This is a genomic window from Kitasatospora sp. NPDC101801, assembly GCF_044766665.1.
Classification (GTDB): Bacteria; Actinomycetota; Actinomycetes; order Streptomycetales; family Streptomycetaceae; genus Kitasatospora.
This window is the reverse complement of record NZ_JBIWML010000029.1, coordinates 71,245-98,129: the sequence shown is the minus strand read 5'-3', so window position 1 is coordinate 98,129 and position 26,885 is coordinate 71,245. Positions and strand designations below refer to the sequence as shown.

Genomic DNA, 26,885 nt, shown 5'->3' with positions numbered 1-26,885 from the left:
TTCCTGATCGACGACACCTCGATCAACACCACCAGCTGACCCCCGGTCAGTAACCACACTCCGGACCCCGGCCGCCGCGAGCAGCCGGGGTCCGGGTGCTACCCGGCCGAACCGCCGCCCGACGGACCGCCGCCCGCCGAGCCGTTGCCGGCCGACGCACCGCCCGGCTGACCCGGCGTCACCGAACCGGCCGAACCGCCGCTGCGGGGCGCCCCGACGGACGGCCCGGACGAGCCACCCGACGAGCCACCGGCGGACGACGGTGCCGAGGAGGTGCCCTTGCTCGTCGACGCCGACCCGGAGCCCGAGGAGGTACCGGTACCGGAGCCGGAGGGCGAGACCGGGGCCGACGGCGAGCCACCGAGCTGGTGGGCGTACGACTGCCCGCTCGACGGGTCGACCACCACGACGTCCTTCAGCGGGGACGGCGCCGGGCTCACCGCCACCACGTCCTGCTCCCGGAACGACGGCCACGGCGTGCCCGAGAAGGCCGGCGGGGTCACCGACAGCACCGGCGGCAGCAGCGGGTTGCCGCAGGCGCAGCGCACCCGGGGCAGCCCCTCGGCGTCGATCAGCACGGCGGTGCCGCTCTGCAGCACCGCCTGGTACGGCGTGGCCGCACCGTTGGCGAAACCGTGGTTGGTCACCCGGGTGTCCACCCGCAGCACCACCGAGGTGAGCGCACGCAGGTAGTCGCCGACCGCACCCGGGTCGATCCCCTCCACGGCCGCCCAGGCCCTGGCCCTGTCCGGGTTGGCGCCCAGGAACTCGGCCAGCCGGGGCACGTCGCAGCTGGCCACCTGCCGGCTGCCGCCGTACAGGCCGGGGTCCGACCCCTGCACGGTACGGGCGCCGGAGCCGGTGGCCGAGGCGGTGGTGGCGGCCGACGCGGTCGAGGCCGCCGTGGTCGCCGCGACCGCGACCGAGCCGGTGAACGGATCGGGTCCGGTGGCCGCGACCGGTTGCAGGGCGACCTGCGGGGCCGCCTCGGTTTTGCCGCCCGAGTCACGGGTGGTCAGCACCACGGTCAGCACGGCGGCGGCCACCACCACGGCCGTCAGCAGCGCGATCAGCCGGGGTCTGCGCCACCAGGCCCGGGGCGGCCGGTCACCGGAGGCCGTCACCAGGGTGCGGCCGCCGGGCGGTGGCCCGCCCCCGTCGGCCAGGCCGGTCGAGCCGAGGCCGCTCGAGCCCGCCACCGTCCCGCCACCGGTCGGCGGTTCGGCCGCCGAGGGCCCGGAGAGCGGGCCGGACGGCGGACCGGCCGCACTCCCGCCCGAGGTCGGCGGCCCACCGGTACCGCCCGGCTCGGACACCGGGCCGGACGGGGGCACCGTCGGCGGGCCGGACGGCGGCTCGGACGGCGGCGGTTGCGACGGCCGTCCTTCCTGCGGCGGCCGCCCTGACGAAGGGTCGGACGGCGGCGGATCGGACGGCGGTTGGGAACTCACGGCCTGCCTCCACACCTGGTCTCCCCCGCTGCTTCATTGTCCGGGCGCCCGCCCCCGGCGGCTCGCCGGAGACCGCCGGTTGGCCCAAGCTGGGGTGATCGGACCACGGCACCGCAGGTCCGCCAGGAGGCACCATGCAGCCGACCGCGCACTCGGCCCGCCCGGGCCGGTGGACCCCGTGGGCGGACGCCCTGTGGGCCGTCCTCGGCACCCTGGCGGCGATGACCGCACTGGCCGCCCTCGGGCTCTGGGCGGCCGGCGCCGACCAGCTGCCCGGGTCCACCGCCTTCCCCGCCGTGGTCGCCGCCACCGTGCTGATGGCGGTCGGCGTCCCGGTCCAACTCACCGGCGGCGCCGCCTTCCTGGCCGAGGCGCACGGCGGCCTCGCCGTGCTGCCGCTCTCGGTCACCCTGCTCGGCGCGCTGACCCTGGCCCGGCTGTTCCTGCGCCCGCTCCGGCTCCGGGCGGTGGCCACCCCGGGCGAACTGGCCGGCCGGGCGGCCCGGGCGGCGGTGCTCTGGCTCGCCCTGCTGCTCCTGCTCCGGCTGCCCGCCCACCAGAGCTTCACCGTCCGCACCGGCGATCCGCCGGCCGACAGCCTGGGCGCGGCCTTCGGCGCGGCACCCACCGTCGGCTTCCGGACCGACCTGCTGCCGACCGTCGGTCTCGGCCTGCTCTGGCTCGCCCTGGTCCTGCTGCTGACCATGCTCGCCGCCCGCAGCGCGCCGCTGCCACCGGCCCTGCTCCGCCACCGGGCGGCCGTCCGGCCCGCCGCCCACGCGGTGCTCACCCTGCTGCTCGGCACGGTGGCGCTCGCCCTGGTCGGCGGGCTGGTCTCGGCGGCCGTGGACGGCCGCCCGCGCCAGACCCTCGCCGTGGTCCTGCTGGCCCTGCCCAACCTGGCCTGGCTCGCCCTCGGGCTCGGCTTCGGCGCGTCCTGGCACGGCTCGGTCGGCGGTGACCTCGGCCTGCCGGTGCCCCGGCTGCTGACCGACGTGCTGCGCACCCAGGACGGCCGGGACGTCACGCTCGATCTCCGTACGCTGGCCGCCCAGGACGGCCGGGCCTGGCTGCTCGCGGTGCTGGTCGCCGTCCTGCTGCTGCTCACCGGTCTGGGCGCGGCCCTGCACTCACCGCCCGGCCTGCCGCTCCGGCGGTACGCCGCCCAGCTGGCGGCCGCACTCGGCGTCGCCATGCTGCTGATCGGCCTGCTGACCCGGATCTCGGCCGAGGTCGGCCTGTCCCTGCTCGGCTTCGACGCGGCGGGCGGCGGCGCCTCGCTCACCCCCCGCCTGCTGCTCTCCGTCCCGCTGGCCGCCGCCTGGGGCGCCCTCGCGGGCCTGCTCGGCGCGCTCGCCGCCCGCCGGCTCCGCCGCCGCGCAGCCCGGCCGCCTCCGGCAGCGCCGACGGGCCCAGCCGACCGGCCCGTTGAGCCGGGGTGAGGGCGCCGGCCAGCTCGATCAGGGCCAGCGGATTGCCCCGGGCCTCCTCGATCACCCGGTCCGCGACGTACGGCGGCAGGTCGGGCACCAGCTCGGCGGCGGCCGCCCGGTCGAGGCCCTCGACCAGCAGCTGCGGCAGCCCCTTCACGGCCGCGCCGGGCGCCCCGTCGCGGACCGCGAACAGCATCACCACGCCCTCCGCCCGCAGCCGGCGCGCGGCGAAGGTCAGCAGGTCCACCGACGGCTGGTCGACCCACTGCGCATCGTCGACCAGGCAGAGCAGCGGGCCGTCGGCTGCGGCCTCCGAGAGCATGGTGAGCACCGCGAGGCCGACGGTGAACCGGTCCCGGACTCCGTCGGCGGTCAGCCCGAAGATCGCCCGGAGCGCTGCGGCCTGCGGCTCCGGCAGCGTCCCGACCAGGTCCAGGACGGGCAGGAACAGCTGGTGCAGGCCGCCGAAGGCCAGCTCCATCTCGGACTCGATGCCCTCGACCCGCAGCACCCGCAGGCCGTCGGCCCGCTCGGCGGCCCAGTCCAGCAACGCGGTCTTGCCGATGCCGGCCTCGCCGTGCAGCAGCAGGACACCGCTGGTCCCCTGCCGGGCGTCGGCGAGCAACTGCCCGATCCGGTCCCGCTCCGCGTTCCGCCCCCGCACGCCGTGCCCCTGTCCGCTCTGTTCCGATCGTCCCGCCCCCGGGCGGGCGCTTCGGGGCCATTCTCACTGGTCAGGGGCGCCCCTGACCAACGGCGGGGCGAGCGCGGCCGGAGCCCGGGGGCAGGGGGTTGCCCAGGGCTCCGGCCGTGGGAGGGGTCGACCGCTGGAGGACCGGCCGACCGGCCCGGCGGCCCGCAACTCGGGGGTGCTGGGGGCCGCCGTGCCCGGAATGCTAGACCCCCGCCGAGAGCAGCGAAAGAGCTGTGACCAGGCATTTTCCGGGCGCGAACATGCCAGCGGACGCCCTCGGCGGTTGGCTCAGCCGGTCGCCCCGCCGGTTCTGGCGATGGTCACCAGCCGGTCGGCGAGCCGACGGACCAGACCGGCGGCGGCGCCCAGGAACTCCTTGCGCTCCGGCAGGCCGGCCGCACTGCCGAAGCTCGGGGCGAAGTGGTAGCCGAGCAGGGCGGAGGCGCAGGCGGCCGCGTCCCGCGCGGCGGCCAGGGTCTCGACGTCCGGGTGCTCCTCGTCCGGACCGGCGGCCCGGCCGAGGTCACCGACCAGCAGGCTGGTCCGCAGCATCAGCACCAGCCGCTCGTGGTCGGGCAGGTTCGGCGACGCCCCCGCCACCACCTCCTCGCGCACCGGCCCGTACGCCTGCCGCAGCGCCGCCAGGTCCTCGCCGGCCTGCGCGGCGGTGGTCTCCGCCGCCACCAGGTGCGCTTCGGCGGCGCCCAGCAGCGCGGTCGCCAGCATCACCGCCCGCACCTCGTCGCCGACCACCTCGTCCGGCCGCCATTCGATCCCCAGCACCGCGAGTGCTTCGCGCAGTTGGTCGGCGTGGTCGCGTGCGTGGTCCACCATGCGGGGTCCCTTCCCGGAGACGATCCTCAGACTCTACGAACGCCACGGCCGGAACGGCTCACCGGCACCGCCTCCGGCGCTCCGCCGTCACCCGGGCACCGCCGGCGCCGCGAGGTGGTCCGCCGGCGGGGCCCCCTACCGTCCCGGGCGGGCGGCCGGCCGTCAGGACCGGAGCAGCCCGTCCAGGAAGGCGTTGCCGAAGACCCGGTGCGGGTCGTGCCGGTCCAGCACGGCCACCGCCTCGTCCCAGCCCGGGCCCTCGCCCACCCGGAGGCTGTCCGGGATCACCCGGCCGAGCACGTCCGGGTCGGCCCAGGCGGCGTCCTCGGTGTAGGCCCAGCCCTTGGCCCACTCGACCCGCAGCCCGGCCCGGCCGCCGTCGAAGCTGCGCAGCAGGGCCTGTTCGAGGTCGCGGCAGAACCGGTGCAGCCCGGGGGTGCCGGGCAGGCTGAGGATGTCGACCCAGACCGCGGTGTCCCACTCCGGGCGGGCCGGGTCGGGCCGGACGGCGGAGAGCAGCGGCGGCCGGGCACCGGGCACGCCGGAGCCGGCCGGGTCGTCCAGGCCGGTCACCCGGATCTCGACGGCCCCGTTCACCGGGTACTCGCCGCGCTGCTGGTACTCCGTCAGCAGCCGCTGGTAGGCGGCGGTGAACTCGCTGACCGCCCACTGGAGATCGGCCCGCCGGACCAGCACCGCGTACCCGCTGGCGGTGACCCGCAGGGTGGTCGGCCGGACGTACTGGAGCACCGCCCTGGAAGGGCCCCAGAGGTCGGAGCGCAGGCCGTCCGCGAGCAGGTGGCCGAGCAGGTCCCCGGTGAGCAGGCTGCGCAGCAGACCGGAGGAGAGCAGCACGTCGGTCAGGTCGCCGGTGAGGCCGATCTTGGTGATCAGGAACTGGAGCTGGCCGAAAGTCGGGGCCAACCCCCAGGCTCCCGCCACCAGTTGTCCGGCGAGCTCGGCCACCGGCTTCGGGATGTTGTCGGAGAAGGGATAGTTGTACGGCTCGGTGACGCTGCGGGCCGCGAACGGACGGTTGGGGGTGACTCGCCAGGTCTTCAGCCAGGGGTGCGAGGTGAAGGCGTACCAGATCGCCTCGGCCCGGCCGTCCCGGTCGACGAAGTCGGCGAACGTCCGGTTGCCGGATCCGCCCGGTGCGGCGAAGAGTTCGGTGGCCGGGACGTCCGTCCGGCTGACGCAGCGCAGGTTCCGGTCGGCGCCGACCCGGAGCACCACCTCGGTCAGGAAGGCCCGGCCCAGCTGGACCAGGAAGGCGGCGCTGTCGGCCTCGGACCGGTCGAACTCCCGCAGCACGTAACGGCCCTGGGCCTGGTCCCAGACCACCGCGGTGAGCGCGACGACCTGGTTGCTGACCGAGCCGTAGCCGTGCCCGGCGGGCGCGGTCTCGCCGACGGCCGGGACGGCCGTGCCGTGACCCCCGACGGCCAGCACGCCGCCGACGGTGAGGTCGCCGGGGGCCGGGCAGCCGGTGACGCCGAGGCCGTGCCCGGCCAGGTGGCCGAGCAGCTCCTCCATCGAGGCTCCGGTCTGCACCCGGACGGTCGGGGCGCCGGCCACCGAACTCCCGGTCAGCGCCATCGCGGTGAGGTGCTGGGTGCTGTCGACCAGCAGCACCCGGGCCGAGGCCGGGGTGCCCGGCGCGACGGTGAGCGGTGCCCAGCCGTGCCGGTGGCCCTGCGGGCGCAGCCGCCAGCCCGCGCCGCGCGCCCAGTCGGCGAGTTCGGCGACCTGCTGGGGGCGGTCCGGCGCGCAGACCCAGAGCGGGTCGGTCCGGACCTCCCCGGCCCAGTTCTCGTACACCCGCTGGTACGGCACCAGACCGGCCGGCAGTCCGGTCGGCGCGGCGCCGACCGCCTGCGCGTGGTCCGGCCCCACGGTGCCGCGTAGCAGCCAGGCGGCGCCACCGCCGCCGAGTGCGGCGAGCGCCTTACGGCGGGTCAGTCCAGGGGTGTTGTCGTACTGCTGTCGGCTCGTCACGCTCCGACGCTATCAACGGAGGGGTTCGGGACGTGGGCGTTCAACATCATCCGCAGCCGGGCGGCCGCGTGGAGCGGCCGTACCCGTCAGGCCCGCCCCCACTGCGGGGAGCGGCCCAGCGCGACCAGGATCCGGTCCAGCGGGCTCGACCCCGGGTCGGCGGGCAGGGCGGGTTCGAAGGCGCTGCCGGGGGCCAGCCGGGAGTCGCCGTCGGGGACGGCCAGCGCCACCGCCAGGGCGGTGTCCAGCAGTTCGGGATCGGCGTGGTAGTCGAGCCCGAGGGAGGCGGCCAGGTCCCAGCCGTGCGCCACGGCGTCGACCAGGTGGAAACCGACGGCCTGGCCCGCCGGGAACGGGAACGGGCTGCTGAACTCGGGCAGGGCGAACAGCGGTTCAGGACCCGCGAGTTCGCCGAAGGCGGCCAGCGCCTCGGCGGCGGCGGCCTCGTGACGCTTCGGCAGGTCGGCGGTGACCGGCCCGACCGCCCACCGGTCGAGTTCGCCGCCCCGCCCGCGTGCGGCGGCGGCGAAGCCCAGGTGCTGGGCGGTCAGGTGGGCGAGCAGCTCGCCCAGCGTCCAGGCGGCGCAGGGGGTGGGCCGGGCGAAGTCCTCGGGGGTGATCCGGTGGGCCAGGTCGAGGCTGATCCGGACCGCCAGCGCGTCCAGGCGACGCAGTCGGTCGAAGGCTTCCGGCTCCATGGTGAAAGGCATGCCCTGACGATGTTGCCGGGGTGGGCCGGGAGTCAAGTGCGTTCGGAGCGGCCCCGGCCGGCGGACGGATCTCCGCCGGCCGGGGCCGCCGGGGACTACTGGGTGGTGATGGTGAAGGAGGTGCCCGGCTGGCGGACGATGTCCCCGGTGGCCGAGTTGGTGACGGTCACGTTCGACAGGGTCGCGCTGCCCCGGGCACCGGACATCGCCAGGATGCCCGCGCCGTTGTCGGACTTGTCGATGCTGACGTTCGAGATCTTGACGTCGGGGATGGTCCCGCCGCCGGTCTTGAACTGGATGCCGTCGTACGTGCTGTCGTGGATCTCGGTGTCCCGGATCACCACACCCGGGATGTCCAGGTTGGCGGCGAACAGGGTGAGTGCGCCGAACTCCTGGTCCTCGTTCCAGAACGCCCCGCCGCTGCGGTAGATCGCGTTGTTGGCGATCAGCGTCTGCCCGGAGAAGGGCAGCGGGTCGTGGTCGGTGGCGAGCATGATGCCCGGGTAGTTGGCGGTGTCGTGGACCAGGTTGTTCTCGATCTTGTTCCCGTAACCGCCGTAGACGGCGATCCCGGTGGCCCGCCAAGGGAGTTGGACGGTGTTGTTGGTGAAGCTGTTGTCGTGGCCGATGTCCACCGAGGTGTTCTTGACGTACTTGTTGGCCCAGACCGCGAGCGCGTCGTCCCCGGTGGTCCGGAAGGTCGAGTTGAACACCTTGGAGTTGCGGGTGCCGTTGGAGAAGTTGATCCCGTCGGCGTAGGTGTCCCTGACCCGCATACCGGTGAACTGGAGCCCGTCCGCCGGGTTCCACAGGTCCGGGATGTTGTCGTAGTCGCGGCCCACCCAGACGCCGACGTTGGCGTGCTCGATCCAGACGTTGCTGATCTTCGTGTTCTTGCCGAACCGGCCGTTCAGCCCGACGCCGCCCTCCGACCCGTCCGGGCCGCCCCGGATCCGGCCGGACCCGAAGATCGCGAGGTCGGAGATCTGGGTGTTGTCGTCGATGTCGAAGCCGAAGTTGCCCTCGTGCGGGTGGTTGATCCCACCGGTCGCCAGGTGCGGTTCGGTGAGCGTGTAGAGCTGCGAGTGCCACATGCCCGCACCGCGGATGGTGACGTCCCGGATGCCGACCTGGTTGTAGGTGCCCCGGTTCAGCGGGTCGTCGGTGAGGATCTTCTTCTCCTGGCGCCACTGTCCCGCCGGGATCCAGACGCAGGCGATGCTGCCGTTCTGATCCGCCGTCACCGCCGCCTGGATCGCGGTGGTGTCGTCCAGACCGTCGTCGGGCACGGCGCCGAAGTCGGTGATCGAGGTGCACTCGGCCGGCTTGGCCGTCGGCGGGGCCACCTGCTCGAGGTCGACCAGGTCGACCGCGTAGAAGGCGGCGGTGTCCCCGGCGTCGCGCTGCAGGCGGAACTTCGTCCCGGCCGGGTAGCTCTGCGCGAGCAGCGCGTGCGCCTCGTCGAACAGCCGGCGGGCGTCGGCCTGCGGGGTGTTGGTGAGCCCCTCCGGCTGGTCGGTGGTGCCGTACAGCCAGCTGTGCTTGGACGACAGGTTCAGCTTCTGCACGAAGGTGCCGTTGGCGTAGAGGCTCAGCGTCGCGTCGGCGCCACCACCGCCCGCCGCGTCCGGGATCGAGTTGCGCACCACGATCGAGTTGGTCGGCACGGTCGAGGTGATCTCGACGTACTGGCCGGTGCTGGTCAGCCGGACGGACTTGCGGCCGGAGGACTCGGAGGCGAAGTTGGTGTGCCCGAAGGTGCGGGTGGCGTCCGCCTGGAGCAGCTCGCCCTGGTACTGGCCGTCCTCGGCCTCGTACGAGGTGTACGGCGCGGCCGCGCCCCGGCCGACCACGATCGGCTTGGCCAGGACGTTGTTGGTCTCGTTGGTCTCCGTCGCGGTGCCGGTCGCGTCGGCCGTGACGGTGATGGTCGCGCCGCCGCTGACGGCCGTCCAGCTGCCGGTGACCGGCAGGCTGACGGTCTGTCCGGCCGCGACCGCCGGGGTGGCGGTGTTCAGCGTCGCCGTGCCGACCGTCAGGCGGGTGACCCCGGCGGGTGCCGGGTCGATGCCCCGGTTGCGCAGCTGCACGGTGAACGAGGTGGGCGCACCGGCGGCCGGGCTCGCCGGGTTCGGGGTGACGTCCAGCACCTCCAGGTCCGGGCCGGGCGCCTGGGTGACGGTGATCGGGGAACTGGCGGCCAGCAGGTTGTTGTCCTCGTTCCGCTCCCGGACGGAGTTGTCGGCGTCCACCCGGGCGCTCGGCAGGTACGTGCCCTGCGGGCGGGTCCCGATGTTCTTGGACACCGTCACCGACTCGCCGACGGCCAGGGCCGGCAGCGCCGTGCTGTCGGCGAGCGCGCCGCCGAGCAGGAAGTCGACGGTGTCGGCGGGGGCGGGGAGGGTGCCGATGTTCTTCACGGTGGCGCGCAGCATCAGGGCGGTGACCTCGTTCGGGCTCACCGGGGTCCACGACACGTCGGTGACCGTCAGGTCCGGGTTCGGCGCGGGGGTGCCGATGACCTGGAGTTCGGCGACCTGCCCGGCGGGCGCGCCGGTGTTGGCGGCGATGCTCAGCCGGAGGTCGGCGACCCGCGAAGTGACCGGGATGGTCACGGTGTTGGCCCCGCTCGCCGGGTCGAAGCGGTAGTCGGCGGCCGCCTTCAGACTGGTGAAGCCGGTGGCGCCGTCCTCCCGTCCGAGCACCTGGATGTTCTGGGTCCGGGCACCCCACGCCGGGTCGGGGTTGAGCTTCACCACGACCCGCTGGAGATCGGCGTTCGCGCCCAGCTTGACCGTCAGGGTGCTGGGCAGCGCTCCGGCGGCGCCCTCCCAGTAGGTGGTCACGTTGTTGTCGTTGGCGTTGGCCGGAACGAAGGTCCAGGCCTGCCCGGACGCCTCGATCGGCTTGCCCGCCGCGAGGTTGGTCCCCGGCGTGCCGGGGTCGCCGGGGCGGGTGACCGGGCTGCTCGGGTCGGACTGGTTGCCGGCCGCGTCCTTGGCCCGCACGGTGTACGTGACGCTCGCCGAGGCGGGCTGGCTGTCGGTCCAGGTCCGGACGGTGGCGGCCACGCTCGCCTTCAACTGACCGTCCGCGTAGACGTCGTAGCCGGTGACACCGACGTTGTCGGTGGACGCGTCCCAGGTCAGCCTGATCTGCCCGGCGGCGGGCTCGGTGTAGGCGAGGTTGCCGGGCGCGGTCGGCTTGACGGTGTCGCCGGGGTTCTCCCCGGGCCGGGTCACCGGCGCGCTCGGGTTGGACTGGTTGCCCGCCGCGTCCTTGGCCCGCACGGTGTACGTGACGGTCTCCCCGGCGGGGCGGCTGTCGGTGTACGTCAGCACGTCGCCCGCCACGCCTGCCAGCAACTGCCCGTTGGCGTAAACGTCGTAGCCGATCACCTTGACGTTGTCACTGGCGGCACCCCAGGCCAGTCTGATCTTCCCGGGCTCCGGCTGGCTGTACGTCAGACCGGTCGGCGCCGTCGGCGCCTGGGTGTCACCGCCGACCGGCCCGTACGCCTCGAACTCGGACACCTGGGCGGCCGGCCAGGCGCTGTTGGCGGTGAACAGCAGCCGGAGGTAGCGGGTGGTGCTGGTGGGGAGCGAGACCGTGACGACGTTCCCGGCGGCCGGGTCGAAGCTGTAGGCGGCTGCGGCCAGCAGGTCGGTGAAGGCACTGCCGTCGGTGGAGCCCTGCACCTTCAGGGTCTGGCTGCGCTGCTCCCAGCCGCTCGGCAGCTTCAGCACCAGCCGGTTGACCTGTGCCGCCGCGCCCAGGTCGCCCTGGAGCCACTGCGGGAAGGCGTTGGCCGAGCTCTCCCAGTAGCTGGCCTGGCTGCCGTCCGCGGCGTTCCCGGCCGGGTAGGCGCCGACCGCGCTGCTCGCGCTGAGGGTACGGCCCTGGAGCAGGTTGGCCGAGGCGGCGGTCGCTCCGTACACCTCGACCTCGGAGAACTGGGCGGCCGGCCAGGCGCCGTTCGCCGCGACCTGGACCCGTACGTAACGGGCCGTGGCGGCCGGGAAGTTGATCCGGACGGTGTTGCCGGTGCCCTGGTCGAAGGAGTAGGCCGCCGAGCCGACCACGGTGCTGAAGGCGGCCCCGTCCACGGAGCCGAGCACGGTCAGCGTCTCGGAGCGGCTCCCCCAGCCGACCGGCAGCTTGAGCGCCACCTGGTCGATCGGGGCGGCACTGCCCAGGTCGACCTGGACCCACTGCGGGAGTGCGCCGTTGCCGCTCTCCCAGTAGCTCGCCTGGTTGCCGTCGTTGACGTTGCCGACCACGTACTGACCGTTGGCACTGCTGGCGCTCACCGCCTTCCCGGCGGCCAGGTTGGGGCCACCCGCCGCGTGGACCGGCGGCAGCGGCCCCGCGAGCAGGAGCATTCCCACCACGGTCGACGTCGCCGTCAGCCGCGGGAGTATGCGCTTCGATCTCATGACATCCCTCTGTCTCTCGATAGGCGGGGGAGGTGGGAGTCGAGAAAATGACTGTCTTTTGTTGGCTTTTTGCGCGAAGGCACCCAAGAGTTACAGGGGGATGACGAGAGTGTCAACGGATCCGACACGGTCTGCGGACGTGGGCATGCCGAAGACCCGCACGGCTCGGGGCGGCCACGCGGGTCTCGGCAGAAGCGGGCGGACGGGGGCGGGGCGGGCGGGCCCGCGCGGGGTCAGACGCGCCTGGCGGCCCACACCGTGCGTTCGGTGCGCACCGCCAGGTCGTCCCGCCGCAGGATGCTCAACGGGCTTTCGGGGTCGAGGAGTTGATCGAGGGCCGCAAGGTCGTCGGCTGCCAGGGCGTGGGCGGCGTTGCCCCGCAGGCGCTTCAGGCTGCTCATCGCGTAGCGTCCGACTCCCGCGTTGTCGGCGCCGGCCACGTCGACTGCGATCGTCCGTTCGCTCTCGACCGCGAACCCGGCGGCGGTCAGCTTCGGGCCCCAGTCCGCGCCCCGGTGCGGCAGGCGCTCGGCGTGCTGGTGGGTGAGCGCACCGTGACAGCGGTCCTCCAGGCCGGGCCGTTCCGCCGGTGCGTCGGCGGGCAGGAAGCGGGGGAAGCCCGCCAGCTCCACCACGGCGAACAGCCCGCCGGGCACGAGCAGTTCGTGCACCGTGCGCAGAGCCCGGTCGGGGTCGGCCAGGTGGTGCAGCGACGCCGACGCCCACACCAGGTCCGGTCGGCCGAGCGCCGGCCAGTCCCCGTCGAGGTCGGCCGGCACCGGACGCACCCGGTCGGCCACCCCGAGCGCCTCGGCCTTGGCCCGCAGCCGGTCCAGGTGGCTGGGCGACGCGTCCACGGCGGCCACCTCCGCCTCCGGGAAACGCGTGAGCAGGGCGAAGGTACCGGCGCCCGTCCCGCAGCCCAGGTCCACGATCCGCCGTGGACTCCGCTCGACCGGCAGTCCGGCGGTGACGGCCGCGAGGTGTTCGGCGAGCACCTCCGCGTCCAGGTCGAGGATCTCCGCCTGACCGTCCGGGTCCCGGGCGGGGTGCGGAGCGCTGTGGAGGTGGCCGTGGGGTGCGCGGTGCGGCGAAGCGTGGGTCATGCCGGCCAGGCTAGGCGGCCCGTGCCGATCCGGCAGCATCGATCCCGGTCTGCGCAAGACGATGACCGGCCGGACGGCCGCAGGCGCAAGACTCTGCCGGTCGGGCTCAGCCGTCGGCACCGCGCTGGTGACTGCGCCGGGCGTCCCGGTCGAAGATGCCCAGGATCTCGCACGGCCCGCCCTCGGCCCCGATCGCGTGCGGCAGCATGGTGGGGAACTCCGCCGCCTGGTTGGTCTCCACCCGGATCCGCCGGTCACCCAGCAGCAGGACCGCCGTCCCGGACAGCACCACCAGCCACTCGCGCCCGGGATGGGCCCGCATCCGGGCCGGGCCCTCGGGGGGCGGGCTCGTCATCCGCTGCCGGATCACCGTCATGCCCGGGTCCGACCTGACCGGCCAGCGCATCTGCGCGTGCGCCGCGTCGATCACCGGACTGGTGATGACGTCGTCGGTGGCGGTCTCCACCAGCTGGTCCAGCGAGGTGTCCAGGGCCCGTGCCAGGATGACGAGTTGATCCAGCGCCAGCCGTCGCTGCCCGTTCTCGATCCGGCTCAGGGTGGACTGACTGACCTTCGCCCGGCCCGCCAGCTCCTCCAGGGACCAGCCCTGGGCCACCCGCAGGGCCCGGATCCGCTGGCGCACCAGGCCGTCCAGATCGCCACTGTCTTGCGTCATGCGCAACATCGTATGCCGTTATCGCACGACGCGCCTGTCATCGCCACCATCGCGGCCGGGGCGCTCGGCGGCGCCCACCTCAACGCCGACCTCGCCGCCGCCGAGGTGATGGACGCCGCCCAGGCAGCCGAGCTGACCCGGGCGCTTCGGCCCCGGCCGGCCGTCCGGATCCACTGCGCCTTCACCGCGGGCCGCCTGTTCCGGGACGTCGCCGCCGAGCTCGCCCCCCGACACCGACGTCCGCATCCTGGGCCTGGCTTGCCGTCGGTCCTGGGCCCGCGCGCCAGGAGCGGGCTCAGTCCATCCTCTGCTGCTGCATTTCCACCTCCCGCTCCGGCGGCGGGCCGACCGCGACGACCGTGGTCCTGAGCGAGTCCCCCAGGGAGTCGTCCAGGACGGCGCCGAAGATCACGTTCGCGTCCCTGTCCGCCTCCAAGGTCACCAGTACGACCACCTCCTGGACCTCCTCGTAGCGCAGGTCCGAGCTGCCGGCCACCGAGATGATCACGCCCCGGGCCGCCCGCAGGTTCTGTTCGGTCAGCTGGCTGCTGATCGCGGCCGCCGCCGACCGGGCCGCCCGGCGGGGGCCGGACGCCTCCCCGATCGCGATGACCGCCGGACCGGCCCCCGTCAGCATCTGGCGGACCGCCCCGTACCCGATGCTGATCAGCCCCGGCGTGGTGATCAGGTCGGTGAGGCCCCGCACCGCGTTCACGAGCACCTGGTCCGCGAGGCGGAAGCCGTCCGCGATGCTGGCCCGGTGCCCCGACAGCGACAGCAGACGGTCGTTGGGGATCACCATGACGGCATCACACGCCGCGGTGAGGGCCTCGATCCCCTCGTTCGCCTGCTCCCCCCGGCGTCTGCCCTCGAAGCTGAACGGCCGGGTCACCACGCCGATGGTGAGGGCCCCCAGCCGGCGGGCGGCGGACGCGACCACCGGCGCACCTCCGGTGCCCGTCCCGCCACCCTCCCCGCAGGCCACGAACACCAACTCCGAGCCGCTGAGCACCTCTTCGATGTCGCCGAGGTGCAGCTCCGCGACCATCCGGCCGAGTTCGGGGTTCGCTCCCGCGCCGAGGCCGCGAACGAGCTCCCGGCCGATGTCCAGCTTGATGTCGGCGTCGCTCAGCAGCAGGGCCTGGGCATCCGTGTTGATCGCGATGAACTCGACGTCGGCCACGCCGTCCTCGATCATCCGGTTGACCGCGTTGATCCCCCCGCCGCCGATACCGACGACCTTGATCGCCAGATCCTGCGCGGTGAACCCCGGCGCGGGTGCCGAACCGCCGCGACCGCCACCGGACCGAGGCGGCTGCCAGCGGAGGTTGCGCGCCAGGGCGAGCCGATCTCCCTCACCGGTCTGACTGTGGCTCGGCGCGGGGAACCGCCGGTCCACCAACTGCTGCGTCACCGCCCGGGCCACGGTGCCGAGCGAGAGCAGCTCCGGTGCGTTCGGCACCCCCGTGGTCAGCACCTTGAGCAGCTCCCCGGTGAAGGCCGTGTTGCGCTCGCCCGGCGGTGCCAGCGAGATCGAGTCCCGGGCGGAGGAGCTGAGGGTGTACGCGCTCGCCGCCGCGAGCTGCCGCTCCACGAAGGAGGTCGGATCGGCCATCGGATGGGCCATCCCGCTGAAGCAACAGTCCAGCAGCACCACCGCGTTCGTGGCCCGGCGCTGCTGGATGAGGTCCCGCGCGATGCTGAACCGCAGTGCCCGGAACAGGAGGTTGTCCGAGGTGGTGGAGGCCGTGGTGAGCAACAGGTCGGCGTCAACCGTCGACCCGTGCCCCGCGTAGTACACCAGCAGGGTGTCCCGCGCTGCCCTGGCCGCCGCGTGGACGGCTTCGAGCACCGGTCCCGAGTCGGTCGGGTTGAGGATCGTCGTGCAGTGCTCGGGCGGGAGGCCCCAGAGCTGCGGGTCCGTCAGGGCGTCCCGGAGATCGGTCAGGTTCCGCTCGACCGCGGGCAGCGGCTGCCACCGCTCGGCCTCCGCGTAGGTGGAGACCCCGATCAGCACGGCCCTGGACAGTTCGGGATCGGGCAGCCGGCTCACGCGCCCGCCCCACGGCCCGGCACGTTCTCCGGCGGGGTCTCCAACTGCCGGTACAGCGCCAGGACTTCCTCGGCGTTGCGGGCCCTGGTGACGTCGATCTCCACTGTCCGTTCCCCCTGGGTGATCCTGAGCCGGACCCCGGGCCGACGCCCGGCCAGCCAACCGCACAGCGCCTGCACCAAGGTCACCCCGACACCGCCCGCGCCGAAGGCGAGCAGCAATCCCTCGCTCAGCACCCCCATGGCGCCGGAGGCCACCGGACCGACCAACGCGTCGACCCGTACCGACCGCAGATCGGGGTCGGCCAGCAACGTCCGCTTCAGGGAAGCGACTTCGGCACCGGATCGGTCGGTGCCGACGATATCCACAGCCATCTGCATGTGCCAAGTGTGTCCGGTCGGGCAGCTCCGCGTCCGGCTTCCGGGTGATCCTGCGACCCCGGCCGCTCAGCGCCGCTCGGGCGGGAGCAGGGCCGCGAGGCCGTCCAGGATGCGCTGCAGGCCGAACTCGAACCGGGCGTCCATGTCCGGGTCGGTCAGGTCCTCGGCCATCGCGACCAGGTTGGGGTAGGTCTCCGGCGGCAGGGCCCGCAGGCGCTCGCCGGCGGCCACCACCACCTCGCGGCGGCCCGCGCCCAGCGCCTCGGCGGCCGCGAGCGGGGACTGCTCCTGGAGCACGAAGCCCTGCACGTACGCGCCGAGCAGGTACGAAGCCATGGCAGCGTCGGCGGCCGAGAATCCGGCCTCACGCAGGCGGTCGAGCTGATCCTCCATCAGGCCCAGCAGGTGGCGCCCGGGGGCCAGCCGGCCCGCGACCACCTTGGCCGCGTCCCGCTTGTCCAGCAGCAGCCGCCGGTGCCGCAGGCCGTACTCGCGGAACTGCTCGCGCCAGTGGCCCGTCCGGGGCGGCGGCTCGGCGCCCGCCATCAGCTCGTCGTTGAGCAGGTCGAGCAGCTCTTCCTTGTTCCGGACGTGCCAGTACAGCGAGGCCGCCTTGACCCCGACCTCGGCGGCGACCCTGCGCATGGACAGCCCGGCCAGACCGTCCCGCTCCAGCACCCGCAGGGCCGCCTGGGCCAGTGACTCCCTGGTCAGGGCCGGTACCGACGGTTCGTCCTGTGCGGGCACGGGCACCGCCCCTCCTGTGCGTCCGGGGATTGGGCTTGCAATCTAACACCGTTAGGGGCATTCTGGGCCGCCATCGCCCCTAACGCCGTTAGGGATCATCGACCGGAGGGGGTCCCGATGGAGAGGTCGAGTACGCCGCGCAAGCGGCTGGCGCTCGCGACGCTCTGCGTCACCATGTTCATGGCCATGCTGGACAACGTCATCGTCAACATCGCGCTGCCCCGGATCGGGCAGGACCTGCACACCGGCATCAGCGGCCTGCAGTGGGTCGCCGAGGGGTACAGCCTGGTCTACGCCGCGCTGCTGCTGACCGGCGGCGCGCTCGGCGACCGCTACGGCCGGACCCGGGTGTTTCGGCTCGGCCTGGCACTGTTCACCCTCGGCTCGGCCGCCGCCGCGCTGGCCGGTACGCCCGGCCTGCTGATCGCCGCCCGGATGCTCCAGGGAGTCGGCGCCGCGCTGCTCACCCCCGGCAGCCTGGCCATCCTCCGGCACGTCTTCACCGACGAACGCGAGCGCGCCCGCGCGATCGGCCTGTGGTCCGGGGTCTCCGCGCTCGGCCTCTCGATCGGCCCGGTGATCGGCGGCCCGATGGTGGACGCCTTCGGCTGGGCCAGCGTGTTCTGGATCAACGTCCCGGTCGGCGTCCTCGGCCTGGTGCTGGCCGCCCGGACCCTGCCCGACCTGGCCCCCCGCGCCCGCCGGATCGACCTGACCGGCCTGGCGCTCTCCGCCACCGGCCTGGGCGCGCTGGTCTACGGACTGATCGAGGGCCCCGCCCGGGGCTGGACCGACTCCGTGATCCTGGCCTGCGCGGCCGCCGCGGCCGTCCTGCTGACCGCCTTCGTGCTGCTCGAACTCCGGCTCGCCGAACCGATGCTGGAGCTCCGGCTGTTCCGCGACCGGGTGCTCTGCGGCGCACTGCTGAGCGGCTTCATGGTCAGCTTCGGGATGTTCGGCGCGATGTTCTTCCTGCCGCTGATGCTCCAGGGCGTGCTCGGCTGGGCACCCACCGACGCCGGTGCGGCGGGCCTGCCGATGACCGCCGCCATCGTGTTCGCGGCCCCGCTCTCCGGCCGGCTGACCACCCGGTACGGCCCCCGGCTCCCGGTGGTGCTGGGCATCGCCCTGTGCGCGGCCGGCCTCGGCGGGCTCTCCCTGTACGGCGACCAGGCGCGCTACCCCGAGTACCTCTGGACGCTCTGCACCATGGGCCTCGGCATGGGCCTGACCTTCACCCCGGTGTCGATCTCCGTGCTCCAGTGGGTCAGCGCGGACCTCACCGGCATGGCCGCGGCCACCGTCAACACCCTGCGCGAACTCGGCGGGGTGCTCGGCATCGCGGTCCTGGGCGCACTGCTGGCGAACCGGCTCACCGGCAGTCTCACCACCGCCTTCGACCGGCTCGGCCTTCCCGCCGAGGCGGCCGGCCGGACCGCCGACGCCTTCGTCGGCCACAGCGGCGGCGCGGGCACGGCGGCCGGCGCCCTGCCCGGGCCGGTCCAGGCCGCCGTGGACCACGCGTTCGTCGACGGCCTGCACCTCGCACTGCGCTGCGGCTCGGCCGCGCTCGCGGTCACCGCCGTCCTGGTGGCCCTGCTGCTCGGACGCCTCAGCGGCGGTACCGCCCGCCCGCCCGCCGAGGCCCGGGTGGCACCCGTCAAGCAGCCCGCCGGGTAGCCCCTCCCCGGCCGGACACCGGTCAGCGCCCGCCCGCCTCGAACACCGGCCAGGCCCAGGCGGGTGGCGCGGGCACCGGCTCGGGCAGCGCCACCACCGGGACCACCTCGGTCGGCGTCGGCACGGCATCGGCGGGCGCCACCGCCGTCTCCCCCGCCGCCCGCAGCGCGGCCACCAGCGCCAGACAGCTGTCGAAGCGCTGCTCCGGGGTCTTGGCCAGCGCCTTGGCCAGCACCTCGTCGACCGCGCCGGGCAGGTCCGGGCGCAGCGCGGTGACCGGCGGCACCGGGTCGTTCAGGTGCGCCCAGAGCAGCGCGAGGTCGTCGTCCCGGCGGAACGGGGGCGCGCCGGTCAGCTCCTCGTACACCACGCAGGCCAGGCTGTAGACGTCGCAGCGGCCGTCCACCGGCTTGCCGGAGATCTGCTCGGGGGCGACGTAGTCGAGGGTGCCGACGAACTGGCCGACGGTGGTCAGGCCGGTCAGCGAGAGCGACTTCTTGGTCAGGCCGAAGTCGGTCAGGTAGACGTGCTCGGGGTGCTCGCTGTCGGTGCCCTCGGCGACCAGGATGTTGCCGGGTTTGACGTCCCGGTGCACCAGGTCGTGGGCGTGCGCGGCGTCCAGCGCGGACGCCACCTGGGCGGTGATCCGGACCGTCTGACGGATGCTCAGCGGGCCCTGCCGGTCGAGCAGGGCCCGCAGGTCCCGGCCCTGGACGTAGCGCATCGCGATGTAGAGCACCCCCTCGGCCTCGCCGGCCTCGTAGACCGGGACGATGTGCGGGTGGTCGATCGCGGCGGCCACCTTGGACTCCCGGGCGAACCGCTGCCGGAACACGTCGTTCCTGGCCAGTTCGGGGGCGAGCAGCTTGACCGCGACGATCCGGCCGAGCCGCAGGTCCTCCGCCTGGTGCACCACCGCCATCCCGCCGCGCCCGATCACCCTGCCCAGCCGGTAGCCGGCCAGCTGACGCCCGGTCAGGTCGGACTGCACGGTCGGGCTCACGGCGCGCCCCGCCCGCTGTCGGCGGGCTCCACCGTGGCGTAGGTCTGCAGCTGGGCGCCCTCGCAGTAGTACCAGCGCCCCCGGTCCAGGTCGAGCAGCCAGGCGGCCGGGCCGTCGATCACCGCGCCGATCCGCAGTCCGGCGCTGCGGCTGCGGAAGCCCTCCAGGTCGATCCGCCCGTCGGCGTACTGCTCCACCAGCGCCCGGTAGGCCCCGAGCGCGGACTCCAGCGCGGCGAGCAGCGCGCGCGGGTCCGCGGTGGTGCCCAGCGGCTGCGCGGTGCCGGGCGGGCGGTGCGGCAGCGCGACCAGCAGCCGGCCGTCCACCCAGGCGGACCAGGCGTTGGAGCAGACCACCCGGGCCCAGTCGCCACTGGTCTCGGTCAGCATCACCGGCAGCAGCGGGTCCAGCCGGGCGGACTGCCGGGCCGGGTCGGGGCTCTCCCAGGTCGGCAGCCCGCCCTCGGGCACGACATGGGTCGGCCGGAACTCGTACGGGCTGGTCATCGCCGCTACCCGCGCATCACGGCCGGCTCGTGCCGCCGCAGCAGCCGGGCGACCAGCAGGCCGAACAGCAGCGAGAGCGCCGCGAGCACACCGAGGTCGAGCAGCCAGACCCCGAGGCCGTGCCGGAACAACGGGTCCTCGGTGAGCTTGCCGGGCACCAGCTGGTGCAGGTCGACGCTGGCCGCCATCGCCGCCAGCGCCCAGCGGGACGGGATCAGGTACGACAGCTGGTTCAGCACCGGGACGCCGTTCAGCTGGAGCAGCGCGCCGCAGAACACCACCTGGACGATGGCGAGCAGCACCAGCAGCGGCATCGTGACCTCCTCCTTCTTCACCAGCGCGGAGATCAGCAGCCCGAGCATCATCGCGGTGAAGGAGAGCATCGCGACCGCGATGGTGATCTCCACCAGCGGTGGCAGCACCACCCCACCGCCGCCCGCCGGTCTGAGCTGGACCCCGGCCAGGCCGACCATGGTCAGTACCACCGCCTGGGCCACCGTGACGGTGCCCAACACGACGATCTTCGACCAGAGGTAGGCGGATCTGGACAGGCCGACGGCTCTCTCGCGCTGGTAGATGGTCCGCTCCTTGACCAGCTCCCGGACGGCGTTGGCCGCGCCGGTGAGCACGCCGCCGACGCAGAGGATCAGCAGGCCGTTCAGCGCGGTCTCCTGGGTGAGCTTGCCGCCGGCCAGTGCGCGGGCCATCGCGCCCATCACGAACGGCAGCGCGATCATCACCGCCAGGAAGGTCCGGTCGGCGGTCAGCGCGGTGGCGTAGCGCCGTACCAGCGTGCCCAGTTGGGACCACCAGCCCTGCGGCGGCCGGACCGGCGCCGGGGGCACCACGGCCTGGCCGGCGCGGGCCGGGCGGTCCATCGCGTCGGCGATGTACCGGCGGTACGCGTCCGAGTCGCGGTACTGCCCGGCCCAGTCCCGGGCCCGGTCGTTCTCGAACGCCTCGAAGGCCTCCGGCCACTGGCCGAAGCCGACGAAGTCCAGGGTCTCAGCGGGCGGTCCGTAGAACGCGATCCTCCCGCCGGGTGCGAGCAGCAGCAGCCGGTCGCACAGGTCGAGGCTGAGCACGCTGTGGGTGACCACGATGACGGTGCGTCCGTCGTCGGCCAGGTCGCGCAGCATGTGCATCACCGAGCGGTCCATCCCCGGGTCCAGGCCCGAGGTGGGCTCGTCCAGGAAGAGCAGCGAGGGTTTGGTGAGCAGTTCCAAGGCCACGCTGACCCGCTTGCGCTGGCCGCCGGAGAGGCTGGAGATCACCTGGTCGGCGCGCTGTTCCAGGCCGAGTTCGGTGATCACCTCGGCGACCCGGGCGGCCCGCTCGGCGGGCTCGGTGTCGCCGGGGAAGCGCAGTTCGGCGGCGTAGCGCAGGGCGCGGCGGACGGTCAGCTGGGTGTGCAGGATGTCGTCCTGCGGCACCAGGCCGATCCGGCGGCGCAGCTCGGCGTAGTCCCGGTACAGGTCGCGGCCGTCGTAGCGGACCGTGCCCCGGTCGGCGGGGCGCAGGCCGGTCAGGGCGTTCAGCAGGGTGGACTTGCCGGCGCCGCTCGGGCCCGCGACGGCCAGCAGGCACTTCTGGCCGACCGGGAAGGTGACCTGGTCGAGCAGCACCTTGCCGTCGCCGACCTCGACCACCAGGCCCTCGACGCTCAGGTCGACGTCGCCGGTGTCGACGAACTCCTGCAGCTGGTCGCCGACCAGGCAGAGCATCGAGTGGCCGATGCCGACCAGGTCGTCGGCGCCGACCGGCGCGGTGTGCACCGGGCTGCCGTTCAGGTAGGTCCCGTTGTGGCTGTCCAGGTCGGTGATCTCGTACCGGCCGTCCGGGCGGACCCGCAGCTCGGCGTGGTGCCGGGAGACCGAGAGGTCGGCCAGCACCAGGTCGTTGTCCTCGGACCGGCCGATCCTGGTCACCTTGGCGGGCAGCCGGCGGACCCGGGTGGGCGGCCGGAACGAGCCGGTGATGGCGGTCAGCGCGGACGGGGCCGGTGCGGTGGCGGGCGGCTCGGGCAGCGCGCTGACGGTGGCGGCCGGGCCGTCCTCGGCGCTGCCGAACCGGACGGTGCTGCCCGGGCCGAGGTCCAGGTGGCTGACCCGGTGGCCGTGGTCCCAGGTGCCGTTGGTGGAGCCGGTGTCGTCCAGGATCCAGTGGTCACCGTCCGCGTGCAGCACGGCGTGGTGCCAGGAGACCCGGGGGTCGGTCAGCACGATCTCGCCGGTGGGGTCCCGGCCGACGTGGTACGTGCGGCTCGGGCTGATCACCTGCGAGTCGCCGTCCGTCTCCAGGACCAGCTGTGGCGCGAAGGGCGCGATCTGTCGCTCTCCCATACCCACGATGCTAGGCCCGGGGCGGCCCGGGGGCGCGAGGGAGCGCGGACGGGCCGGCTGCACCGCCGCCTCCGGTTGGCGTGATGGGGACATGGCGCGTTCCGGCAGATTCGATCCGTTGTTCGGATCGTCGCCGCGTTGTTTCACTGGTGCCGTCCCCCGCCCTGACCCGACCCGGAGGCGTGCCCCGATGACCACCGACGCCCATGCGGCCTTCCCGCTGACCGAGATCCAGTACGCCTACTGGGTCGGCCGCGGCCCCAACTTCGTGCTCGGGAACGTCGCCCCGCACGCCTACTTCGAACTGGAGGGCCGGCGGCTCGACCCGGCCCTGCTGTCCCGCTGCTGGCGCCGCCTGCTGGCTCGGCACGGCATGCTCAGAGCCGTCGTACACAAGGACGGCCGGCAGCAGGTGCTGCCCGAGGCGCCGCCGTTCGAGGTCGGCTTCGAGGACCTGTCGACGGCCGAACCGGCGCTGCTGGCCGAGCGGTTGGCCGCCACCCGGGCGGAGATGTCCGAGCGGGTCTACGACCCGGCGGTGTGGCCGCTGTTCGACATCCGGATCAGCCGGCTCGCCGACCACGACCGGCTGCACGTCAGCCTGGACCTGCTGATGGTCGACCTGGCCAGCATCACGCTGCTGTTCACCGAGTGGAGCGCGCTCTGCCGGGACGAGTCGCTGGAGCTGCCGCCGATCGACGTCACCTTCCGGGACTACGTGCTGGCCCTGGCGGACGGCACCGACGCGCCACGCTACAAGCGCTCGCTGGACTACTGGGCCTCCCGCGCCGAGACCCTCGCCCCGCCGCCCGAACTCCCGCTCGCCAGACCGCCGGTGCAGATCCACCGGCCCCGCTTCACACACCGCGAGTACCACCTGCCGCCGGCCGAGTGGCAGCGCTTCCAGCAGCTCGCCGAGCAGCGCGGCCTGACCCCGACCGCCGTGCTGGCCACCGTCTTCGCCGAGGTGCTGGCCGCCTGGAGCGGCACGCCCCGGTTCAGCCTGAACCTCACGGTCTTCAACCGGCTGCCGCTGCTGCTGGCCGGGAACGAACGCGGCCACCGCACCGTCCACCCCCATCTGCGGCGCGTGGTGGGCGACTTCACCTCGATCTGCCTGCTGGAGATGGACACCACCGGCGACCTGCCGCTGACCGAGCTGGCCGCCCGCACCCAGACCCAGCTCCAGCAGGACCTGCGGCACCGCTACGTGAGTGCGCTGCACACCCTGCGGGAGCGCCGCCGGCGCGGCCTGCAGACCGGCTTCGAGGGCATGCCGGTGGTGTTCACCAGCGGGCTCGGCACGGTCTCCGACGCCTCCGGGCCGATGGCGTACTTCGGCGACATCACCTACCGGCTGAGCCAGACCCCGCAGATCTGGCTCGACCACCAGGTGCTGGACGTCACCGGCTCGCTCGACCTGACCTGGGACGCCGTCGAGGAACTGTTCCCCGACGGCCTGCTGGACGACATGTTCGGCGCCTACTGCGGCCTGGTGCGGCAGTTGGCCCGTCCGGAGTCCTGGGACGAGGGCCTGACCGTCCCGCTGCCGGCCCGGCAGCTCGCCGACCGGGAGCGGGCCAACGACACCTCCGGCGAGACGCCCGGCGGCCTGCTGCACGAGGCGCTGTTCCGGGGCGCCGCCGAGCACCCCGACCGGCCCGCCGTCCTGTCCGGCGCCGGCGCGGTCAGCTACGCCGAACTCGCCGAGCGGGCCACCGCCGTGGCCGGGCGGATCGCCGGGCTCGACGCCGGGCCGCTGCGCGACCGGCTGGTCGCCGTCACCCTGCCCAAGGGCCCGGACCAGGTGGCCGCCGCGCACGGCGTGCTGCTGGCCTCGGCCGCCTATCTGCCGGTCGGCCCCACCCTGCCGACCCGCCGCCGGGCCGAACTGTTCGAGAGCGGCGAGGCGCTGGCGGTGGTCACCGACCAGGGCCTGGACCGGTCGCTGGACTGGCCGGACGCCCTTCCCCGGCTGCACCCCGGCACCCCGCAGGGAACGGCGCCCGCCGACCGGGCCGAGCCCACCGATCTCGCCTACGTGCTCTACACCTCCGGCTCCACCGGCCGCCCCAAGGGCGTGATGATCGAGCACCGCGCGGCGCTGAACACCGTCCTGGACATCAACGAACGGTTCCGGGTCGGCCCGCAGGACCGGCTGTTCGGCCTCGCCGACCTCGGCTTCGACCTCTCGGTCTACGACCTCTTCGGCAGCACGGCGGCCGGCGCCGCGCTGGTCCTGCCCGACGAGGACCAGCGGCGCGAGCCCGCCCACTGGGCCGAGCTGATGGCGCGTCACGGGGTCACCGTCTGGAACTCGGTACCGGCCCAGCTGCAGATGCTGGTCGAGCACCTGGAGCAGGCCGACCACGTCCCGCCCGCGCTCCGCCTGGTGCTGCTCAGCGGCGACTGGATCCCGCTCGACCTGCCGGACCGGGTGCTCGCACTCTGGCCGGACGCCCAGGTGATCGGCCTCGGCGGTGCCACCGAGGCGTCGATCTGGTCCAACTGGCACCCCGCCGACCAGGTGGCGCCGGACGCCCCGAGCATCCCGTACGGCAGGCCGCTGCGGAACCAGGCGTTCCACGTCCTGGACGCCGGACTGCGGGACTGCCCGGTCTGGGTGCCCGGCGAGCTGTACATCGAGGGCAGCGGGCTGGCCCGGGGCTACTGGCGCGATCCCGAGCGGACCGCCGCGAGCTTCGTCCGGCACCCGGTCAGCGGTGAACGGCTGTACCGGACCGGCGACTTCGGCCGGTACCTGCCGGACGGGGTGCTCCAGTTCCTCGGCCGCCGGGACGGCCAGGTCAAGATCGGCGGGCACCGGATCGAGTGCGGCGAGATCGAGGCGGTGCTCGCCCGGCACCCCGGGGTGGAGTCCGCCGTGGTGGTGAAGTCCGCCGAGGAGGGCGGCAGCGCCAGGCTGCTCGGCTTCGTGGTGCCGGACCGCACGGACGGCTCGCTGCTGCTGACCGCCACCGCCGACCCGGCCGAGACCGACCGATGTCGCCAGGCCCTGAAGGCCGCCGCCGAGCTGCCCGCACCCGGCCCCGGCAGCGCCGAACTCCGCGCCGCCTGGGACGCGTTGGACCAGGTGTACGTGGCGGCGGCGGCCACCGCCTTCCGCGCCCTCGGCCTGCCGCACACCCCGGGCGAACGCTTCGACCCGGCCGCCGCGCTGGCCGCCGGGGTCGCCCCGCGCTACGAACGCTGGCTGGCCCGGGCGGCCGAGGTGCTCCGCGGGCACGGGCTGCTGCGCCGGACACCCGAAGGACTGGAGGTGGCCCGGACCTTCCCCGGCCTGATCACCGATCAGGCCGCGGCCGACGCCCGGGCAGCGCTGCGCGGCACCCTGGAGGTCCCGGACGACCTGATCGACTGGATGCTCTCGCTGGCCGGCGGCCTGGCGGACATCCTCACCCAGTCCCTGCACTCCGCCGAGCTGTACGCCTCCGACCGCACCCCCGAGGTCTACGCCCGGCTGTTCGGGCCCGCCTACGCGGTGGCCACCGAGGCGGTCCGCCGCCTGGTGGCCGACTGGCCCGCCGACCGGTCGCTGCGCGTGCTGGAGGTCGGCGGCGGCTACGGCACCCTGACCCGCCACCTGCTCCCGCTGCTGCCGGCCGACCGCACCGACTACCTGTTCACCGACATCTCGCCCTACTTCACCGACCGGGCCCGCGAGGTCTTCGGCGGCTACGACTTCCTCCGCCCCGGCCTGTTCAACCTCGACCAGGCGCCGGAACTCCAGGGCCACGAGGGGCTGACGGCCGATCTGGTGATCGCCGCGAGCGTGCTGCACGACATCCGCCGGATCGGGCCAGGGCTGGAGACGCTGCGCTCGGTGCTGGCGCCCGGCGGCACCCTGCTGATGGTGGAACAGACCGCGTTCCACCCGTGGTTCGATCTCACCATGGGACTCCAGCAGGGTTTCGACGGCTACCAGGACACCGAACTCCGGTGCTGGGGACACCCGTTGCTCGACCTCGGCCAGTGGGCCGAGCTGCTCACCGACACCGGCTACGCCGGCAGCACCGTGCTGACCAGGCCCACCGACGGGCCCGCCTCGGTCGGCTTCGACGTGATCGCCGCCCAGGGTCCGCTGACCACCCGCCGGTTCGACCGCGAGGCGCTCACCGGGTACGTCGCCGAGCGGCTGCCCCGGCACATGGTCCCGTCCCGGCTGCTGGCCCTGGACCGGCTGCCGCTCAGCCGCACCGGCAAGGTCGACCGGACCGCCCTGGCGAGGGCCGGGGCGCGGCGCGGCGGCCCCCGCCGGGCCGCCCAACCACCCCGGACCGACCGCCAGTCGAAGATCGTCGAGATCTACCGCACGGTGCTCGGCCTGAGCCGGGTCGACCTCGCGGACGACTTCCTGGAGGCCGGCGGCGACTCGCTGCTCGCCGCCAGGATCTCGGCGGCGCTGCTCCGCGCCTTCGGCGCCGAGGTGCCGGTCGGGATCATCCTGCAGCACCCCACCGTGGCCGCCCTGGACGGCTGGCTGGAGCCGCTGCTCGGCCCGGCCGCACCCCTGGACGACCAACCGGACACCGGCACCGCAGCGGACGAGGAGACGGCATGACCCGGCAGCAACTCACCTACTGGCTCCGGGAGTACCTGGCGGATCTGCTCGCGGTCACCCCCGAGCAGATCGGCCCGGACCTCCCGCTGGCGGAGCTCGGCGTCGACTCGGCCACCACCCTGGTGCTGAGCGCCGACCTGACCGCGTACACCGGGCGGGAGACCAGGCCCGGGGAGATCTTCGACCACCCCACCGTCCACCTGCTGGCCGGGTACCTCAGCGGCTCCACCGAGCCCGCCCCGGCCGGGTGAGCG

Annotated in this window: 16 protein-coding genes and 3 pseudogenes; 4 read left to right on the top strand and 15 right to left on the bottom strand. The window is 74.0% G+C overall.

The window, feature by feature from the left end:
* Positions 1–98: 98 nt before the first annotated feature.
* Positions 99–1,316: a DUF6777 domain-containing protein gene (locus ACIRPK_RS26470; protein WP_403042494.1), complete on the bottom strand. Its 1,218-nt coding sequence runs from the start codon at positions 1,314–1,316 to the stop codon at positions 99–101.
* A gap of 269 nt (positions 1,317–1,585) precedes the next feature.
* Between ACIRPK_RS26470 and ACIRPK_RS26465 the strand changes: the two genes are divergently transcribed.
* Positions 1,586–2,893, top strand: coding sequence for a streptophobe family protein (locus ACIRPK_RS26465; protein WP_403042491.1), 1,308 nt, complete (start codon positions 1,586–1,588; stop codon positions 2,891–2,893).
* Between the two features lie 202 nt (positions 2,894–3,095).
* Here the strand turns inward: ACIRPK_RS26465 and ACIRPK_RS26460 are convergent.
* From ACIRPK_RS26460 to ACIRPK_RS26410, 11 genes and pseudogenes are all read right to left on the bottom strand, one after another.
* Positions 3,096–3,548 (bottom strand): annotated as a pseudogene (locus ACIRPK_RS26460) (AAA family ATPase); the annotation flags it as partial.
* 318 nt (positions 3,549–3,866) lie between these two features.
* Positions 3,867–4,412 (bottom strand): hypothetical protein, encoded by a 546-nt coding sequence (locus ACIRPK_RS26455; protein ID WP_403042489.1) that lies wholly within the window; start codon positions 4,410–4,412, stop codon positions 3,867–3,869.
* Between the two features lie 162 nt (positions 4,413–4,574).
* A complete protein-coding gene (locus ACIRPK_RS26450; RefSeq protein WP_403042487.1) occupies positions 4,575–6,410 on the bottom strand; it encodes a cholesterol oxidase substrate-binding domain-containing protein in 1,836 nt (611 codons plus the stop codon).
* A gap of 86 nt (positions 6,411–6,496) precedes the next feature.
* A complete protein-coding gene (locus tag ACIRPK_RS26445; RefSeq protein WP_403042485.1) occupies positions 6,497–7,120 on the bottom strand; it encodes a TIGR03086 family metal-binding protein in 624 nt (207 codons plus the stop codon).
* A 95-nt stretch (positions 7,121–7,215) separates the two neighbouring features.
* Positions 7,216–11,556, bottom strand: a complete 4,341-nt coding sequence (locus ACIRPK_RS26440) for a discoidin domain-containing protein (protein WP_403042482.1) — start codon at positions 11,554–11,556, stop codon at positions 7,216–7,218.
* A gap of 233 nt (positions 11,557–11,789) precedes the next feature.
* Complete coding sequence (locus ACIRPK_RS26435; protein ID WP_403042480.1) at positions 11,790–12,662, bottom strand: class I SAM-dependent methyltransferase; 873 nt, start codon at positions 12,660–12,662, stop codon at positions 11,790–11,792.
* Between the two features lie 106 nt (positions 12,663–12,768).
* Complete coding sequence (locus tag ACIRPK_RS26430; protein ID WP_403042478.1) at positions 12,769–13,347, bottom strand: helix-turn-helix domain-containing protein; 579 nt, start codon at positions 13,345–13,347, stop codon at positions 12,769–12,771.
* A 9-nt stretch (positions 13,348–13,356) separates the two neighbouring features.
* Positions 13,357–14,590: pseudogene (gene ftsZ / locus ACIRPK_RS26425) on the bottom strand (cell division protein FtsZ).
* A gap of 159 nt (positions 14,591–14,749) precedes the next feature.
* Positions 14,750–15,355 (bottom strand): annotated as a pseudogene (locus ACIRPK_RS26420) (caspase domain-containing protein); the annotation flags it as partial.
* A gap of 32 nt (positions 15,356–15,387) precedes the next feature.
* Complete coding sequence (locus ACIRPK_RS26415) at positions 15,388–15,771, bottom strand: hypothetical protein (RefSeq protein WP_403042476.1); 384 nt, start codon at positions 15,769–15,771, stop codon at positions 15,388–15,390.
* A gap of 66 nt (positions 15,772–15,837) precedes the next feature.
* Positions 15,838–16,524, bottom strand: a complete 687-nt coding sequence (locus ACIRPK_RS26410) for a TetR/AcrR family transcriptional regulator (protein ID WP_403042474.1) — start codon at positions 16,522–16,524, stop codon at positions 15,838–15,840.
* A gap of 111 nt (positions 16,525–16,635) precedes the next feature.
* Between ACIRPK_RS26410 and ACIRPK_RS26405 the strand changes: the two genes are divergently transcribed.
* Complete coding sequence (locus tag ACIRPK_RS26405; protein ID WP_403042471.1) at positions 16,636–18,198, top strand: MFS transporter; 1,563 nt, start codon at positions 16,636–16,638, stop codon at positions 18,196–18,198.
* Between the two features lie 22 nt (positions 18,199–18,220).
* Here the strand turns inward: ACIRPK_RS26405 and ACIRPK_RS26400 are convergent, their stop codons facing one another.
* Genes ACIRPK_RS26400 through ACIRPK_RS26390 form a run of 3 tightly spaced genes read right to left on the bottom strand, consistent with a single transcriptional unit; the run spans position 18,221 to position 22,049 of the window.
* Positions 18,221–19,201 carry a serine/threonine-protein kinase gene (locus ACIRPK_RS26400; RefSeq protein WP_403042470.1) on the bottom strand — a complete coding sequence of 327 codons (981 nt, stop codon included), beginning with the start codon at positions 19,199–19,201 and terminating at the stop codon, positions 18,221–18,223.
* Positions 19,198–19,707, bottom strand: a complete 510-nt coding sequence (locus ACIRPK_RS26395; RefSeq protein ID WP_403042468.1) for a hypothetical protein — start codon at positions 19,705–19,707, stop codon at positions 19,198–19,200. Before ACIRPK_RS26395 ends, ACIRPK_RS26400 begins: the two co-directional genes overlap by 4 nt.
* Positions 19,708–19,712: 5 nt before the next feature.
* Positions 19,713–22,049, bottom strand: a complete 2,337-nt coding sequence (locus tag ACIRPK_RS26390) for an FHA domain-containing protein (RefSeq protein WP_403042466.1) — start codon at positions 22,047–22,049, stop codon at positions 19,713–19,715.
* 190 nt (positions 22,050–22,239) lie between these two features.
* Here ACIRPK_RS26390 and ACIRPK_RS26385 point away from each other — a divergent pair, with 190 nt between their 5' ends.
* Positions 22,240–26,631 (top strand): amino acid adenylation domain-containing protein, encoded by a 4,392-nt coding sequence (locus tag ACIRPK_RS26385; protein ID WP_403042463.1) that lies wholly within the window; start codon positions 22,240–22,242, stop codon positions 26,629–26,631.
* Positions 26,628–26,882, top strand: coding sequence for an acyl carrier protein (locus tag ACIRPK_RS26380; protein WP_403042461.1), 255 nt, complete (start codon positions 26,628–26,630; stop codon positions 26,880–26,882). The genes ACIRPK_RS26385 and ACIRPK_RS26380 overlap by 4 nt, the downstream gene beginning before the upstream one ends.
* Positions 26,883–26,885: the final 3 nt, after the last annotated feature.